This window comes from Vibrio genomosp. F6 (assembly GCF_005146325.1).
GTDB lineage: Bacteria > Pseudomonadota > Gammaproteobacteria > Enterobacterales > Vibrionaceae > Vibrio > Vibrio cortegadensis.
The window spans coordinates 32,170-45,997 of the sequence record NZ_SYUT01000042.1; the positions used below are offsets into that span (position 1 = coordinate 32,170).

At 40.5% G+C, this 13,828-nt stretch carries 13 protein-coding genes; 4 read left to right on the plus strand and 9 right to left on the minus strand.

The window, feature by feature from the left end:
• The first annotated feature begins 126 nt into the window (after positions 1 to 126).
• A complete protein-coding gene (gene cqsA / locus FCV43_RS15640; protein ID WP_113797920.1) occupies positions 127 to 1,311 on the plus strand; it encodes an alpha-hydroxyketone-type quorum-sensing autoinducer synthase in 1,185 nt (394 codons plus the stop codon).
• A gap of 46 nt (positions 1,312 to 1,357) precedes the next feature.
• Here the strand turns inward: cqsA and FCV43_RS15645 are convergent, their stop codons facing one another.
• Together FCV43_RS15645 and FCV43_RS15650 are read right to left on the minus strand one after the other, a co-directional pair.
• The gene (locus tag FCV43_RS15645; RefSeq protein WP_170961674.1) at positions 1,358 to 3,427 is read right to left on the minus strand and encodes an ATP-binding response regulator; all 2,070 of its coding nucleotides are present in this window, start codon (positions 3,425 to 3,427) and stop codon (positions 1,358 to 1,360) included.
• A gap of 439 nt (positions 3,428 to 3,866) precedes the next feature.
• Positions 3,867 to 4,208: a YggL family protein gene (locus FCV43_RS15650; RefSeq protein ID WP_029203286.1), complete on the minus strand. Its 342-nt coding sequence runs from the start codon at positions 4,206 to 4,208 to the stop codon at positions 3,867 to 3,869.
• 499 nt (positions 4,209 to 4,707) lie between these two features.
• Between FCV43_RS15650 and emrD the strand changes: the two genes are divergently transcribed.
• Positions 4,708 to 5,913, plus strand: coding sequence for a multidrug efflux MFS transporter EmrD (gene emrD, locus FCV43_RS15655; RefSeq protein WP_017051870.1), 1,206 nt, complete (start codon positions 4,708 to 4,710; stop codon positions 5,911 to 5,913).
• A 147-nt stretch (positions 5,914 to 6,060) separates the two neighbouring features.
• On the opposite strand, the gene FCV43_RS15660 is transcribed toward emrD, so the two are convergent.
• Positions 6,061 to 8,061, minus strand: a complete 2,001-nt coding sequence (locus FCV43_RS15660) for a methyl-accepting chemotaxis protein (protein ID WP_136995711.1) — start codon at positions 8,059 to 8,061, stop codon at positions 6,061 to 6,063.
• Between the two features lie 230 nt (positions 8,062 to 8,291).
• On the opposite strand from FCV43_RS15660, the gene FCV43_RS15665 reads away from it, so the two are divergent.
• Complete coding sequence (locus FCV43_RS15665; RefSeq protein WP_017051872.1) at positions 8,292 to 8,759, plus strand: hypothetical protein; 468 nt, start codon at positions 8,292 to 8,294, stop codon at positions 8,757 to 8,759.
• 12 nt (positions 8,760 to 8,771) lie between these two features.
• Entirely contained in the window at positions 8,772 to 9,161 is a 390-nt protein-coding gene (locus tag FCV43_RS15670; protein ID WP_017051873.1) for a hypothetical protein, read from the plus strand.
• A gap of 154 nt (positions 9,162 to 9,315) precedes the next feature.
• Here FCV43_RS15670 and FCV43_RS15675 read toward each other — a convergent pair whose 3' ends face one another.
• From FCV43_RS15675 to FCV43_RS15700, 6 genes are all read right to left on the minus strand, one after another.
• Positions 9,316 to 9,663 (minus strand): helix-turn-helix domain-containing protein, encoded by a 348-nt coding sequence (locus FCV43_RS15675; RefSeq protein ID WP_017051874.1) that lies wholly within the window; start codon positions 9,661 to 9,663, stop codon positions 9,316 to 9,318.
• A 132-nt stretch (positions 9,664 to 9,795) separates the two neighbouring features.
• A complete protein-coding gene (locus FCV43_RS15680) occupies positions 9,796 to 10,140 on the minus strand; it encodes a YajD family HNH nuclease (RefSeq protein ID WP_017051875.1) in 345 nt (114 codons plus the stop codon).
• A gap of 125 nt (positions 10,141 to 10,265) precedes the next feature.
• Complete coding sequence (locus tag FCV43_RS15685; RefSeq protein ID WP_136995712.1) at positions 10,266 to 10,922, minus strand: Qnr family pentapeptide repeat protein; 657 nt, start codon at positions 10,920 to 10,922, stop codon at positions 10,266 to 10,268.
• A gap of 333 nt (positions 10,923 to 11,255) precedes the next feature.
• Complete coding sequence (locus FCV43_RS15690) at positions 11,256 to 11,873, minus strand: glutathione S-transferase family protein (RefSeq protein ID WP_136995713.1); 618 nt, start codon at positions 11,871 to 11,873, stop codon at positions 11,256 to 11,258.
• A 16-nt stretch (positions 11,874 to 11,889) separates the two neighbouring features.
• Positions 11,890 to 12,927 (minus strand): NADP-dependent oxidoreductase, encoded by a 1,038-nt coding sequence (locus FCV43_RS15695; RefSeq protein WP_136995714.1) that lies wholly within the window; start codon positions 12,925 to 12,927, stop codon positions 11,890 to 11,892.
• 199 nt (positions 12,928 to 13,126) lie between these two features.
• On the minus strand, positions 13,127 to 13,723 hold the full coding sequence (locus FCV43_RS15700) for a TetR/AcrR family transcriptional regulator (RefSeq protein ID WP_017051879.1): 597 nt from the start codon (positions 13,721 to 13,723) through the stop codon (positions 13,127 to 13,129).
• Positions 13,724 to 13,828 lie beyond the last annotated feature (105 nt).

Sequence of the window (13,828 nt, forward strand, 5' to 3'; positions counted from 1 at the left end):
AATATTTAATTTTGCAATTAGTTTAATAAAATTAATTAATAAGGCGTGATATGTAATAATCATTGTTGCAATCTATATTGGTCAGCTGGCACTGCATTTAATTCAATAAAACATAGAGTATAGATTATGCAAAAGCCTAATAGTGTTAAGCCACTACCAACAAAAATAGAAAACAAATTAGACCGTTATTTGTCTGACAATATTAAACCACGGGTCAATGGAAAACATCTCGTTCTGGGTAATATACCTGATATCGACTCCATTTTTCTTCAAAGTAATGACTACTTATCTTTATCTGGTAATCAAAAGCTCAAAGATAAGCACATTACTGCAATACAAGAGCATAACGAAAGTGTTGTTATGTCTGGTGTATTCCTTCAAAATGAAAGTGATATTCCTTCATTCCAATCTAACCTTGCAAAATATGTTGGGTTCGCAGATTGTAATATCTGCCAGTCTGGCTGGGATGCCAATATCGGCCTGCTGCAAACCATCTGTGAACAGGATACAAAGGTTTATATCGACTTTTTTGCTCATATGTCACTCTGGGAAGGGGCAAGAATTGCTGGCGCTGATATCTATCCATTTATTCATAACAGTGTCCGCCACTTAAAGAAGTTGGTGAAACGCCACGGCCCAGGGATCATCCTCGTAGATTCAATTTACAGCATTCGTGGAAGCGTAACGCCACTGCAAGAAATAGTAGAGATAGCGGAAGAGTTTGAGTGCGCGATTGTGGTCGATGAATCTCATTCACTTGGTGTTATCGGCCAAAGCGGTAGAGGTTTAGTCCATTCGCTTAACCTAAGCCATAAAGTTGATTTTATCACTGTCAGTTTAGCGAAAACTTTCGCTTATCGTGCTGGTGCGGTTCTATCTCACGGCAAACTGGCACAATGTCTGCCTTTTATTTCTAACCCTGCAATTTTCAGCTCTGCGCTTTTACCTCATGAACTTGATAGGTTAGACGCTACATTGGACATCATTATCGAAAGTGATGTTCAAAGAGCTAACTTGTTTTCAATGTCGGAGAAATTAAGAAACGCTCTCAGATCATTAGGATTTAATATTGGTAGTGAAACACAAATTATTAGCTTAGAAACAGGAGATGAAGTGAATACAGAAAAAGTTCGTGATTTTTTCTATAACAATGGTGTCATAGGGTCCGTATTTTGCTCACCTGCCACATTAAAAAGTAAAAATAACTTCCGTTTTTCTTTACATTCAAAGCTTAATGAACACGATATAAATAAAATCATACACGTCTGTGATATGGCTATAAATAATGATGAGCTGTATTTCTTAGATTAAGCCACACCAATTAAATAGGTCTTAAATTTGAATTTAAGACCTATATTTAAATCCAATCAATGAGTTTATTAATCAATATATCTTTTTTTACTGGCTTGCTCACATAGTCATTCATACCTGCATCGAGCATATTTCCAATCATTGTTGTACTCGCATCTGCACTGAAACCAATAATTGGTAAATCAGTATGGCCTAACAACCGCACTCTTTCTGTCGCTTCTATGCCATCCATCACAGGCATTTCCGCATCCATTAAGATTAATTGTATCTGGTTTTTACTCAATAGATCTAACGCTTGTTTTCCATTCTCAGCCTGAATTACACTAAAACCTTGTTGCTCAAGTATTAAGGTGGTGAGTGAACGCACAGAAGCGTTATCATCAACTAACATGATTTGAGCATCAATTTTCCTTTTCTCTTTAGCAACATCTGGTTGCCCTATCATTTTCTGTTCAAATAACAATTCAGACAAAACTTTTGTAGGATACTTTTGAAATTCAATCTGATTAACACATTCAATCCACAAGTTTTTATCACATTGCAGCCGCTTTGATACTCCAGGTGAAGCAAACATGGCCAGTTTAGCTTCTGTAAAGTGTAAGCGCGATTCAAGCGTAGACCAAGCGACAGATGAGTGCTCCACCATTCGCCCATCGATTAAGATCAAGTCGTACTCAAACTGATACTCCTCTTTAACCAAAGCCTGTTCTGCATTCAACATTTCTAAACTGAAACCATAATATAATGAACAATCATTAAGAACACTCATGACTTCACGTGACGGATGGAGTTCAACTCCCGTGATAAATAGAATTTTCTTCGTTGCCAGAACTTGGTTCCTAAAGCTAATACTTTGGCTAGACGAATAAGACGGAATCGTTAATCTAAATTCAGTCCAATGGCCAAGCTTTGATTTGCATTTGATGCTGCCAGAGAAGGCTTTCAGTACTTTTTTACAAAATGGCAAACCCAGCCCGTAATTGCCTTTCTTACCCGAGGTGTAAAAGTCATCAAAAATGAGCTTTAACTGCTCATCAGAAATCCCAATACCATTATCTCGAACTTTAATGATTGTCGTGTTATTTGACTGTATGATCTTAATTACAATGGCTGCATCCGTTTGGCGACGATGTGAAAAAGCATTTTTTAGCAGATTGTAAATGACATACTTAAACAGCACATCACTACCAAAGAAATCACAGTGTTTATCCCCTTCAATCTGTACAGATTCTCTATCCGGCTTCGCTTTATAGCTAAACTGACTAACCGCTTCTTCAGCAACGTCATACACATTGTATTTCTGGAAGGTATTAGTAGAGATTTGATTCTCATCAATTGAAGTCAGGAGCAAATCGATTGTTTCATTCCCCGCGACGACGATCTGCTGGGCATCATCTAGCATTTCATTCAGATGGCGTAACTGCTGAGGAGATATAGTGCGATCATCTTTTAAGCCTAAAGGTGATGCTGGCAAATGCCCACGAATTAACTCTATAGATGAAAGCATCGCACTGATTGGGTTGCGCATTTCATGTGCAATACCAGCGCCAAACGATTTTGCGAGCGACACTTTGCTTTCATGTTCATTCTGGTTTCGGAAGTAACACAAATTACCAAATACATAGGTAAACAATATGATAGGGGTATATGCCCAGTTCACCCATACTTCTAATGTGTATCCACTATTGAACCACGCTAGCGCATAGGCGAAGGCAACACTAAGAATCGATTGTCCGATGATGACTTTAGTATCAAACACAAGAAGAATGTGTAAGAAACTCGCCGCCATGAAAGACATCGCCCAGATCGTTGACCAGCCATTCATTAATAGCATATAGAAAAAGAAAAATGGTAAACCAAACCCCACGGAGAATAAGAAAAAGTAGGGTAATAAATGGCGAAACCTTTGCGGAAATGCGTGGCGAACTAATAGAATAGAATAAAAAACACTACACATAAGCCGCATAGGCAAATTTTCATAATCTTGAGGGAAAAGGAATTTCCATACGAAATAGTATGCTGGATATCCAATTGCGCCCATCCAACCAACGATCATCAAATTTGGTTCTGCGTACTGATATATTTTTTCTGCTCGATCCCTAAAGTTTTGCTTCACATGACGTCCGTTATCAACAAAATACCATTCAAAGGTTACGCAATAAAATATCATATTTATTATAGTTAATAATATCTCTGCTGTATCAGATTGTGAAACTTATGTGATATGAATTTTAGTTTAACCATTATCCTTATGGAAATAGAGGAAATAGATTATAAGGCTCAATATTTCCATATGGATCGCATAGATTCGAATTATTGATAATATTAAAAATACAAGCCTAGGAAAGCATTAAACTTAGCAGTCCGCCTTAAGCGAATAACACGTATTAATCACATGTTCTTAAATGTATTAAGCAAAAACGAACGTATAACGAATGAATGTTGTTAGTGCATTTACTCATCAAGCACATTTAGGTATAAAAAAGCCGCTCAATTTAAGCGGCTTTCATCGTTTTCTTTATTACAGTGACCGTTCTGATTATCAACAGATCAAACTAGAAGAAGTAGTTTGCATCCACTAGTGGGCCTGCAACCGCTTCTTTCACTTCTTCACGGGCTTCTAGCCATGCGATAACTTGCGCTTGCTCTTCTTCAGTTACCGATTTGTAACGCTCAGTTGAGCATAGGAAGCCTTCGAACAACTCCAAACCGCCGCCACCAAAGCAAAGGTTGATGCCATCAATGTAATCAATGAACTCATCTACAAATTTGTCATAGCTATCAAAATCAGTAATTGATGTCTTACAGCTGACGTCAAAACCAAGAATAGCAAATTCACCTAGGTAAAGTTTCTTTCTAATACGTCTGTTTTTGTTATCCAGCTTATCTAATTTCATCATTTCATCTTCACTATTAGTTGTTGTCTTTTCCCTTTATACACGGTTATGAAATCCATGAAAAGTAGAAGCTGAATGCATGCCCTTTTACGGTTAATTTAACGGCAGTTTCTCTATATTAGTCGTTATATGTCGCAAGGAACATTAGCAGCATAATCAATACATCAATGACCTAAGTTTTATCTCTCATTCTTATACCTCTTTCACTTCAAAACGCATAAATATCCGCCCTACTCTTCATTAAATCCACATCGTTAACCACATACAACATTCAACCGTTAGAGCCCAACAATCATGAAACGCTATGGATTAATTTTTCTAATCCGAAGCATAGAATTATATAGTGCGCCATGTCACATTTTTTGATTGCCTATATCTCTAACTAGCCTTAATATCTCGCGCCTTCGCAGAGCAACCAATTCATGAAGTGTTAGATTATTTAAGTCAAACTCATTCATTTGCTCTACTTTCTTTTCATTATTTTGTTGGAGATTAACTTATGTCTGCGTCTTTCCCTTTAGTGCGACTTACATTTCTTATCGCGATTCTTACAGCAGTAGGACAAATGACGCAAACCATGTATGTACCGTCGATTGGTCACATGGCAAAAGATTTCTTAGTTACTCCGGCATCATTGCAAGCGGTAATGGCTTGCTACCTGATCCCTTATGGATTATCGCAGTTCATTTACGGCCCTCTTTCTGATCGTCTAGGGCGTAAACCGATTATCGTTTCAGGTTTAGCGATCTACATTATTGGCACGCTTATTACATTGTTTGCTCAAGACTACTCGCTATTTTTATTTGGTAGCTTTGTTCAAGGGGCAGGCATTGGCAGTGGCGGCGCAATGTCTCGCGTACTGACTCGTGATTGCTTTGAAGGTAAAGAACTACATAAAGCTAACAGCCTGATCAGCATGTGTGTGATGTTTTCTCCTCTGATGGCACCATTGCTTGGAGGCTTCTTAACTGAAATGTTTGGATGGAGAACGAGCTACTTATTCTTGGCTTTATTTGGCTTCGCAGTAGTGATCACCATGATGACGAGTATGAAAGAGACACTGCCAAAAACAAAACGCCACGCTGAGCCAGTAACAGAAAGCTATAAATTTGTGTTATCAGATCGTCGATTCCAAGGCTTTTTACTATGCCTAGTGGCTACATTTGCAGGTGTCGCTGTATTTGAAGCGGCAGCAGGTGTGTTATTAGCAGGTACTTTGGGCTTACCAGCAACGATTGTGAGTTTATTGTTCATCATGCCAATTCCGGGTTACCTTGCGGGTGCTGGTTTATCGAGCATGCTAACAATGAAGTGGTCGGAAAAAACATCGTTAGTTGTCGGACTGTATGCCATTGTTATTGGCGCATTGATTGTTCTTATTCCTGGCCTATTTGGGTATACCAATGCGGTATCTCTTGTGGGTGGCGCGACGGTTTACTTTCTTGGTGCTGGCATTCTATTTCCAGCTGCGACGACAGGGGCGGTTTCTCCTTTCCCTCGTCACGCAGGCACAGCAGGTGCAACATTAGGTGGAATGCAGAATCTAGGCGCAGGTCTTGCAACAATGGTGGCTTCTATGTTGCCAACCACAGATCAACTTCCAGTAGGCGGAATAATGTTAGCGATGTCGCTGCTTGTTGTTGTTGGACTTAAACGTGTTTACCGCAACTCGCCACCAGCAGACAACCTTCCAATGGCGGTATAGTTTTAAACAGCCTTTGTCATTGAACAAAGGCTATTAGTGAATAGTTAGCAGTAAAAAGCCTTCTTAAGCTCTTTCTTGTAAGCACGACTTAAGAGTGGGAAGGCTTTTTATATCCTCTATCAATATGTTAGTTCAGCTTGCAATAAGTTAGTTCAGCTTGAATTTCGCCATCTCACTATTCAGTTCGATCACTCTCTCCTTCACCCTCTCACTTGTCTCATTTGAATCCAAGCTGATTTGTGAAACACCATCTACCGATTCTGTTACCCCTTGCACTAAATTAGTGATCGCTTGGGTAACGCTAGACTGCTGTTCGGCTGCGGCCGCAAGATCCATCATCTGAGCATTTAAATCTTCAATCTGATTCGTGGTGCTTTCTAAGCGTGAAACCGCATCCGATGTATGCTCTGCCCCTTCTCTTGCCAACCCTTGACTCTGTTCAATTTCTCGAACAACTGAGGTAGTCGACGATTGAATTGCATGCACTATGCTATTAATTTCTGTTGTCGACTCTGTGGTGCGAGTTGCAAGTAAACGAACTTCATCGGCCACCACCGCGAAACCTCGGCCTTGCTCTCCCGCTCGCGCCGCCTCTATCGCTGCATTTAGCGCCAATAAATTGGTCTGTTCCGCAAGCCCTTCAATCACTTCGGTCACTCGACCAATAGCTTCACTCTCTTTACTTAGTTCATGCACCAAGCCACTCGCGTTATCTATAGTATGATGCAACTGATTCATAGTATTTCTGTTCTGCTCAAGAGCGGAAGCGCCTTGTGACAACTCTTGTTTAGATGCGGTTAAAGAACTCACTGACTGCTGGGCAAGATGTGCGGTATTGTTTGCTGAAACAGACACTTCTTGAATTTCATGCCCCATCTGATCGATATTGGCTTTCTGCTGAGCCACTTGATGTAATGTCTTCTCATTGCAGTCAGAAAGATCAGCCATACTGCCTTCTACTTGCTCAGCTTTTTCCGTGACACCTTGGACGATATCCCTCAATGAATCATTCATTTGGTTTATGGCGACCGTTAAACTTGCCAACTCATCCTGTCCTGAAACCACCAGTGCAGGTTGCGAAACGTCACCTTCTGCAATTAATTGAGCTCGATGCGACACTTCTGCCACACGTAATCCAATGCTTTTCCCTAAATAACGGGCAATGACGACAGCAACAATACAAACAAAGATCGCAGCAGCAATCAGTAATGTAATCACCTGCTGAACATTATTTTGAATGCCCCGACCGCTATGATCAGCTTGTTGCTGTTGAGCTCGAACCACTTGCTCTAGACTTTGATTCAGCTGGGATGCGTAAGGAATAACTTTATTCGCCATTAACGCATTGGCTTTATTCCAATCAGAGCCTTTACGCAGCGTAATAACTTGATCCGCCAGTGGGAAATACAACTGCTGCATTTCATTAAACAACGACCACAAGCTCTGATCACTATCGGATAATAAGAACGCTTTGGATTCAATTTCGGCAACGGATTTGTTATGCGCTTTAATGAAATCGAAGTACTTGTCTAAATAGTCTTGATGGCCGTACAAAAGAAAATCTCTCATCGACGCCAAAGCATTCGCCAGCGATGTATAACTATCAGCATACAGTTTGAATAATCGCTTACGGTCGCCACCCTCTTTATTCGACGATTCGTCATTAATTAAACCTTGCAGTTGATCAAGCGCCACTTCCGCTATCGGTGCCGCTTCATAGATAAACAGGCTGTGGGCAGGGAGGTTCTCTTCACTATGACTGAGTTCGGTGATGTCGGTCATCGCCAGTTTTAGATCTTGCCACTGTTGTAAAATCTTTGAGTATTGATCGGAAGCGAGGAGTAGCTCTAGCGTAGGAAGCGCTTCGTCCGTTTGAAGTATGATGTTATCAAGCTGATTTAATTGATCTAATCCCGTCGCTTCATCGCTGCCTAATAGCATGTAAGCACGTACCGTTGATAAAGAGGCTTGTATCGATTGACCAATGGCGCGGCTGGTATCGACTGTCGGCAAATCAGATAGTAACAACGACTGTGTATTCTTTTCGACTACAGATACACTTCGATATGTAAAACTAGCGGATGCGATAAAAAGTACGACAAGTAGCAAAAAACTGAGTTGCAACTTACTGGATATCGAAAGCTTCATCCTTGAGCTCCTATTTTCAAATTTGAGACAATATAACATTAAACAACAAAACTTTAACTATCGATTGACAACTTTAATTATCTTGCTACTGATTTCTTCAAGACTGTTAGGTTAGCTCACACATTTTTTGTTTTAATGCGCCCTTTTCACCGCAAACTTAAATCTAACGTGGAAAAACACGTCATAAAGCATAAAATACCCGCCCTCCTTTATTTAAATTTGAGATAAAAATGGTCCGAGATTACGCGCTTCAATGTTTAATGACGATGCCACGCCACGAATTAGAAGAATTTGGCGTGCGTATGATTAGTCGAATGGTTCCAGAAGACGTCATGACAGAGTTGTTCACGTTTGAGCAAGAAGAAGTGAGCAGTGAAGAGCGAATGATGTCTGCTCAACTTGATGCAAGGCTAAGAATGACGGCAATTGCACTCAGTGAAATCCAACAGGCATTCGATGATTCGGACAATGCGAAGCAAAATAGCCAACGTATGACTCGCTTAGTGCTGTGGCATTTTTATGCCATCTCTTTTCACTTGGAAGAAGCGATATCGCTTGAGACACACTGTTCTAAAGTCGAAAGTATTCTAAAAACAGCACCAAGTGATGCTTTGGGCTGGGTTAAAGAGTTAACTGAACTGTTGCATTACTACGCAGAGCTTAATGAACCCCGTCCTTGCGATGACACCGATATTTAAGGTAAAGACCATATGTCAGATTACAAATTAGAAATTTATCGTAAACCGTTAGAAGCAATTGTTGCGGGAAGCAAAAAAGTCGAAATTCGTACGAATAACAGCTATGAATCGATTCAATACGATAAGTTAAAGGCGGGCGACCGTATTCAATTTCAAATTATTTCTGGCCCTCCATTTATAGGACTAGACGTTATTGAGCCGGATGCTCTTTCTGTCACAGTGAAAGCCGTTCGCTGTTACCCTGATGCAGGCGCATTGTTAGATGGTGAAGGCATGGAAGTGCTATCCACTCTATGTGATACCAAGGAAGAAGGTATCGTATTACTGAATAGTTTCCATGAATACAAAGAGATGATCCCTATCCACGGTATTTTTGCTATTGAGATTGAGCCAAGCTGCTAAATCGCTAAACTGCTAAACTGCTAAACCAGTTCGAGTGAGTTCAGATAGCCTTACCAACGATGCCAATGTTAATTCCTCTCAAATTGACATTGGCGATCAATCAAGTCCAGCCAACCCACCAAGCCTTTAGTTTAAAAACAACGGCTTAATGCGCCTACTCAACTAAGTGGCTATATTCCACGATCACCTGATTGCCTTCAACATAAACATTTTGAATAGTGCCATCTACCGATATCGTATTACGCAAGTAAACAATTTGTTTTTCACCTAACCCACCTTTTATCAAGCTAGGTAAAATCTGTGTTGGCTCCACCCGCATTAAACGGCAAAATTGAGTCACGAAACCCATAGTTAACTGAGATCCACCACGAATTAACTGTGAAAACTCAATTTGAGAGAGTCCTAATTTTTTTGCCATCGCCATCTGCGTGATATGCATTTTAGCTTTTTGAGACATCCAAGTGTCATACAGTGCGACTCGATCTTCTTCTATGAATTCCATAATGATTTCCTACATGCGAGATGCAGAAATTCTCCCCAAGTGAGAAGTGTTTTATGTCAGGTATAGGTGATTTTAATGTCGGTGTCTGTTAAATGATAAACGGGATCAATGGATCCCGTTTATTTAATCGCTTTATTTTTTCATCATCTTTGCTAAGTCAGCAAATGGATTGTGCGTTGCATTCTGATGATCATCCAATTTCGCCGTTGCTTCCGCTCCATAACGATCATGGTCGGTATACTTACTGTGCTCATGATCATGACAATACAGACACAAGAGCTCCCAGTTGCTGCCATCTTCTGGATTGTTAGTATGATCGTGATCTTTATGATGCACCGTCAACTCTCGAAGATTTGAATAAACAAATTCACGCGCGCAATTACCACAAACCCAAGGGTACAATTTTAGTGCTTTATCTCGATATGCACTCTCTTTACGTGCATAGGCCGCACTTGAGCCATTATGATCTGACGACATCTGATACCTTAATAATTAAGTTTTTAAGCTCACATCCATAATATTACCATAAGCTTAATCCGCGTTCAGAGCCTCTCAGATCACAAAAGGGCATCATCTCGACATTTATTCTATATTTCATCTTTCTAGCTGGGTAAAACGACAACACCAAGAGGCTCTAGCAACTGTTCTTGTTGCCAGTCGCAGATTTTAACACCACTTAAATCGACCCTTCTTATGTTCAACCCGTACAGCTCTGTGTGGGTCAAATCGCAATTCTGCATTGAAAATTGCCCCCAGCACTCTTCGGAAAACTCACTTCGGCTTAAATCTGATCCTTTAAAAGAGGCCCCTTGTAGATTTGCCCCTGTCCAACGATTCTCAAATAGATCACATTTTTCAAGACACTGCTGTTCAAAATTAACATACGATAAATTACAGCCCGTAATATAAGCCGAACAAAAATAGACTTGATGGCTTACGCGATTCACAAAGCTAGCTTTCAAGAAGTTTGCCCCTTTCAGATCGCACCCTCTTAGTTCAATTCCGAAGCAGTTTGCCCCAACAAAATAGCCCATCGCTAACTGACACTGTTTAAAACTGGCATCACGCAGATCGGCATAATCAAAACGACAACCATCCACGGCACCTTGCTCGATAAACCTGCAATCAATAAATTGTGCGTCTCTTAAATCTGAACGGGAAAAATTACAGTCATAAAAATTACACCCTTCAAATTGAGCATCTCGTAAATCCTGATGTGAAAAGTCGTGTTTAACAAATGTTTTATTGGTTTCTAGCATTTCAGGTTCCCTTTAACGAATGCACAAAGACTACCATCCGGAAGCAGCAAAAAACCACCAATTAAATCACTGTAAAAACAGCAAGTTAAAAAGCTCTAAATCTGGATTTTAAGGGGCCAAAACAGCGTTTTAAACCATGTATTTACAAGTAAGCGCACCCTCAACTCCAAAATTATTTTTTGTTTAGCTTTAAAAGCTTAATTTTTAGCGACATTTGAGTTCTATTTACGCTCAACCTTTCTCATAACAGGCTAAAATTTAACCGCAGATATAAAAAGAGCACTTCTCACCAAAGGGTAAGAAATGCTCTCAATTTATTATTTTAGATGAATGTTATGAGTACTTAATCTCAATTTCATCGGCTTTATTATAGGCAGGATGACTGGCAAGAAGATCTGCATACTTAGCAATGTTTGGATAAAGACCTAATGCATTGCGCCCTTGAAGCGCTTCCACAATAAATGACATCATCATATCCGCGCCTGTCAGTGAATCACCGACTAAGTATGTTTTACCCTCAAGACGTTGCTCGAAATAACCGATCACTTTCGCAATCTCTACATCAGCGTAACCAGAAAGGAAGTTTGTTTCACAACCATCTTTCTCTACAAACAACTTAAGTAGCAGAGGAAGGATCGCTGAACTTTCTGCAAAATGGAGCCACTGTGAGTAATCGATATACGCTTGAGTACCACGTTGTGGAGCAAATTTACCTTCGCCATAAGTCTCGATGAGATATTCAGTGATTGCACCTGACTCAGTGATCACCATACCGTTATCTTCAATGACAGGTGATTTTCCTAGTGGATGAACAACCTTCAACTCAGGTGGCGCAAGAAAAGTGACCGCATCTCGTTGATAAGGTACAACTTGGTAGTCAACACCTAGCTCTTCTAATAACCAAAGGATGCGTTTTGAGCGTGACTTGTTCAGGTGGTGTAATTTAATCATCTATCAATCCTTTTTATTAAAATGCTTCGTTTGTTTTTACAACAAGTTTGCCAAAGTTCTTACCTTCAAGTAGGCCCATAAAAGCTTCTGGCGCGTTTTCTAAACCTTCAACTAAATGTTCACGGTACTGGATTTTTCCATCCATCAACCATTTCATCATATCCTGTGCGAATTCATCATAGCGATGTGCGTAATCATCAAAAATAATGAAACCTTGCATTCTGATACGCTTAACCAACAATGTTCCCATAAGCATAGACATACGATCTGGGCCCTCTGGCAATGAGGTTGCGTTGTATTGTGAAATCAGGCCACAAACCGGAACTCGCGCGCCAGTGTTAAGCAGTGGAAGAACCGCATCGAAAACTTTACCACCCACATTTTCAAAGTAGACATCAATGCCTTTATCACAAGCGGCAGCCAGTTGCTCCGCAAAGTCGTCCGCTTTATGGTCGATACATTCATCAAAACCTAGCACTTCTTTTGCGTAGCTGCATTTCTCTTCACCACCTGCAACACCAACAACTTTACACCCTTTTAGCTTACCAATTTGACCAACCGTTGCTCCCACCGCACCAGTCGCAGCGGCAACCACAAGAGTGTCACCCTGTTTTGGTTGACCAATATCCAACAGCCCCATGTAAGCTGTGAATCCCGGCATCCCCATAATACCCAATGCATAAGACGGATTGGTCGGATTCAGACCTAACTTAATCAGACCTTCACCATTTGATACGCCATAATCTTGCCAGCCAGTGTATGCCAAAACCCACTCACCCACTTGAAAATTAGCGTTGTTTGACTCTTCTACCTGACAAACCGTCGCGCCAACCATGACGTCATCCAATTCAACAGGATCAGCATAAGATTTTGCTGCACTCATTCTTCCACGCATGTATGGGTCGAGTGACAAGTAAACACTTCGCAGCAGCATTTCACCCTCTTGTGGGATTGGTTTAACCACAGTTTCAAGGCGGAAATCGTTTTGTGTTGGAGCGCCTACAGGTCGAGAAGCTAAAACAATACGTGTGTTGTCTTTATTTGGCGTAGTCATAAGGGTAACGTCCTATTTTTATTTTTTGTTAGGTTCTTTGCCAAATTTGGCTTCCTGAACCTAAGTCCACTTAGAATTGATATCGACCGCTCAATTAGACCAGTCGTCTAGTTGTTATTCAAAAAAATCCCCGTCATCAAATCGACGGGGGTTCTATCATGTTACGCAGTTTGTATGTCTATTTCGGTTCAAACTATATCTACAGCTTTATTTTTCCAGTGAGCACATTTTGCGTCATCGTCATCACTTGCTCAAATCCTGTCAGGGAATGAGAGAGTTTGCTCATCAGGCTAGTTCCGATCCACAAATTATACAGTAACTCTGCACTCTTCTGGCTATCCTCAACGTTCATTGAGCCATCGGCATTACCTTGTTCAATGCAGTCTGCGATACGCTGAATGATACGATTAGCACCCGTCAACAATGCTACACGCATGGAATCAGAAAGATCGGAGACTTCTGCACTTAGCTTAACAACTAAGCATTTCTGAGCACCACACTTCCCTTCACTGATATCAATCCAGCGTTGCCAGTAACTGATCAACCGATCATACGCTTGCCCTTCATTGCTTTCAAAAAGCTCATCAAGTCGTGCTGCATAGAGTGAAAAATAGTCGGCGATCAACGCTTCACCAAATTGTTCTTTTGATTTGAAATAATGGTAAAACGAACCTTTTGGTACCTCAGCATGTTTCAAAAGCTGAGACAGCCCCACATTTGAAAAACCTTTCGCTACGATTAACTCGTAACCGGTATCAATAATGTGCTGACGTGTATCTTTAGTTTGTATGTTCATGGGATTATCTTATTTCAAAATAGACCAGTCGTCTAGTGGTTTGTTTTAATACGTTCAAACGCATGATTTACTTTGGCCAACAAAAAAGCCGCCCCATCAATTTAT

Excerpts from the sequence above, each read along its gene's own strand:
- FCV43_RS15690 (WP_136995713.1), bottom strand. The coding sequence starts at position 11,873 with ATGATTAAATTACACCACCTGAACAAGTCACGCTCAAAACGCATCCTT.
- FCV43_RS15685 (WP_136995712.1), bottom strand. The coding sequence starts at position 10,922 with ATGCTAGAAACCAATAAAACATTTGTTAAACACGACTTTTCACATCAG.
- cqsA (WP_113797920.1), top strand. The coding sequence starts at position 127 with ATGCAAAAGCCTAATAGTGTTAAGCCACTACCAACAAAAATAGAAAAC.
- FCV43_RS15650 (WP_029203286.1), bottom strand. The coding sequence starts at position 4,208 with ATGAAATTAGATAAGCTGGATAACAAAAACAGACGTATTAGAAAGAAA.
- FCV43_RS15660 (WP_136995711.1), bottom strand. The coding sequence starts at position 8,061 with ATGAAGCTTTCGATATCCAGTAAGTTGCAACTCAGTTTTTTGCTACTT.
- FCV43_RS15695 (WP_136995714.1), bottom strand. The coding sequence starts at position 12,927 with ATGACTACGCCAAATAAAGACAACACACGTATTGTTTTAGCTTCTCGA.
- FCV43_RS15700 (WP_017051879.1), bottom strand. The coding sequence starts at position 13,723 with ATGAACATACAAACTAAAGATACACGTCAGCACATTATTGATACCGGT.
- emrD (WP_017051870.1), top strand. The coding sequence starts at position 4,708 with ATGTCTGCGTCTTTCCCTTTAGTGCGACTTACATTTCTTATCGCGATT.
- FCV43_RS15670 (WP_017051873.1), top strand. The coding sequence starts at position 8,772 with ATGTCAGATTACAAATTAGAAATTTATCGTAAACCGTTAGAAGCAATT.
- FCV43_RS15675 (WP_017051874.1), bottom strand. The coding sequence starts at position 9,663 with ATGGAATTCATAGAAGAAGATCGAGTCGCACTGTATGACACTTGGATG.
- FCV43_RS15665 (WP_017051872.1), top strand. The coding sequence starts at position 8,292 with ATGGTCCGAGATTACGCGCTTCAATGTTTAATGACGATGCCACGCCAC.
- FCV43_RS15680 (WP_017051875.1), bottom strand. The coding sequence starts at position 10,140 with ATGTCGTCAGATCATAATGGCTCAAGTGCGGCCTATGCACGTAAAGAG.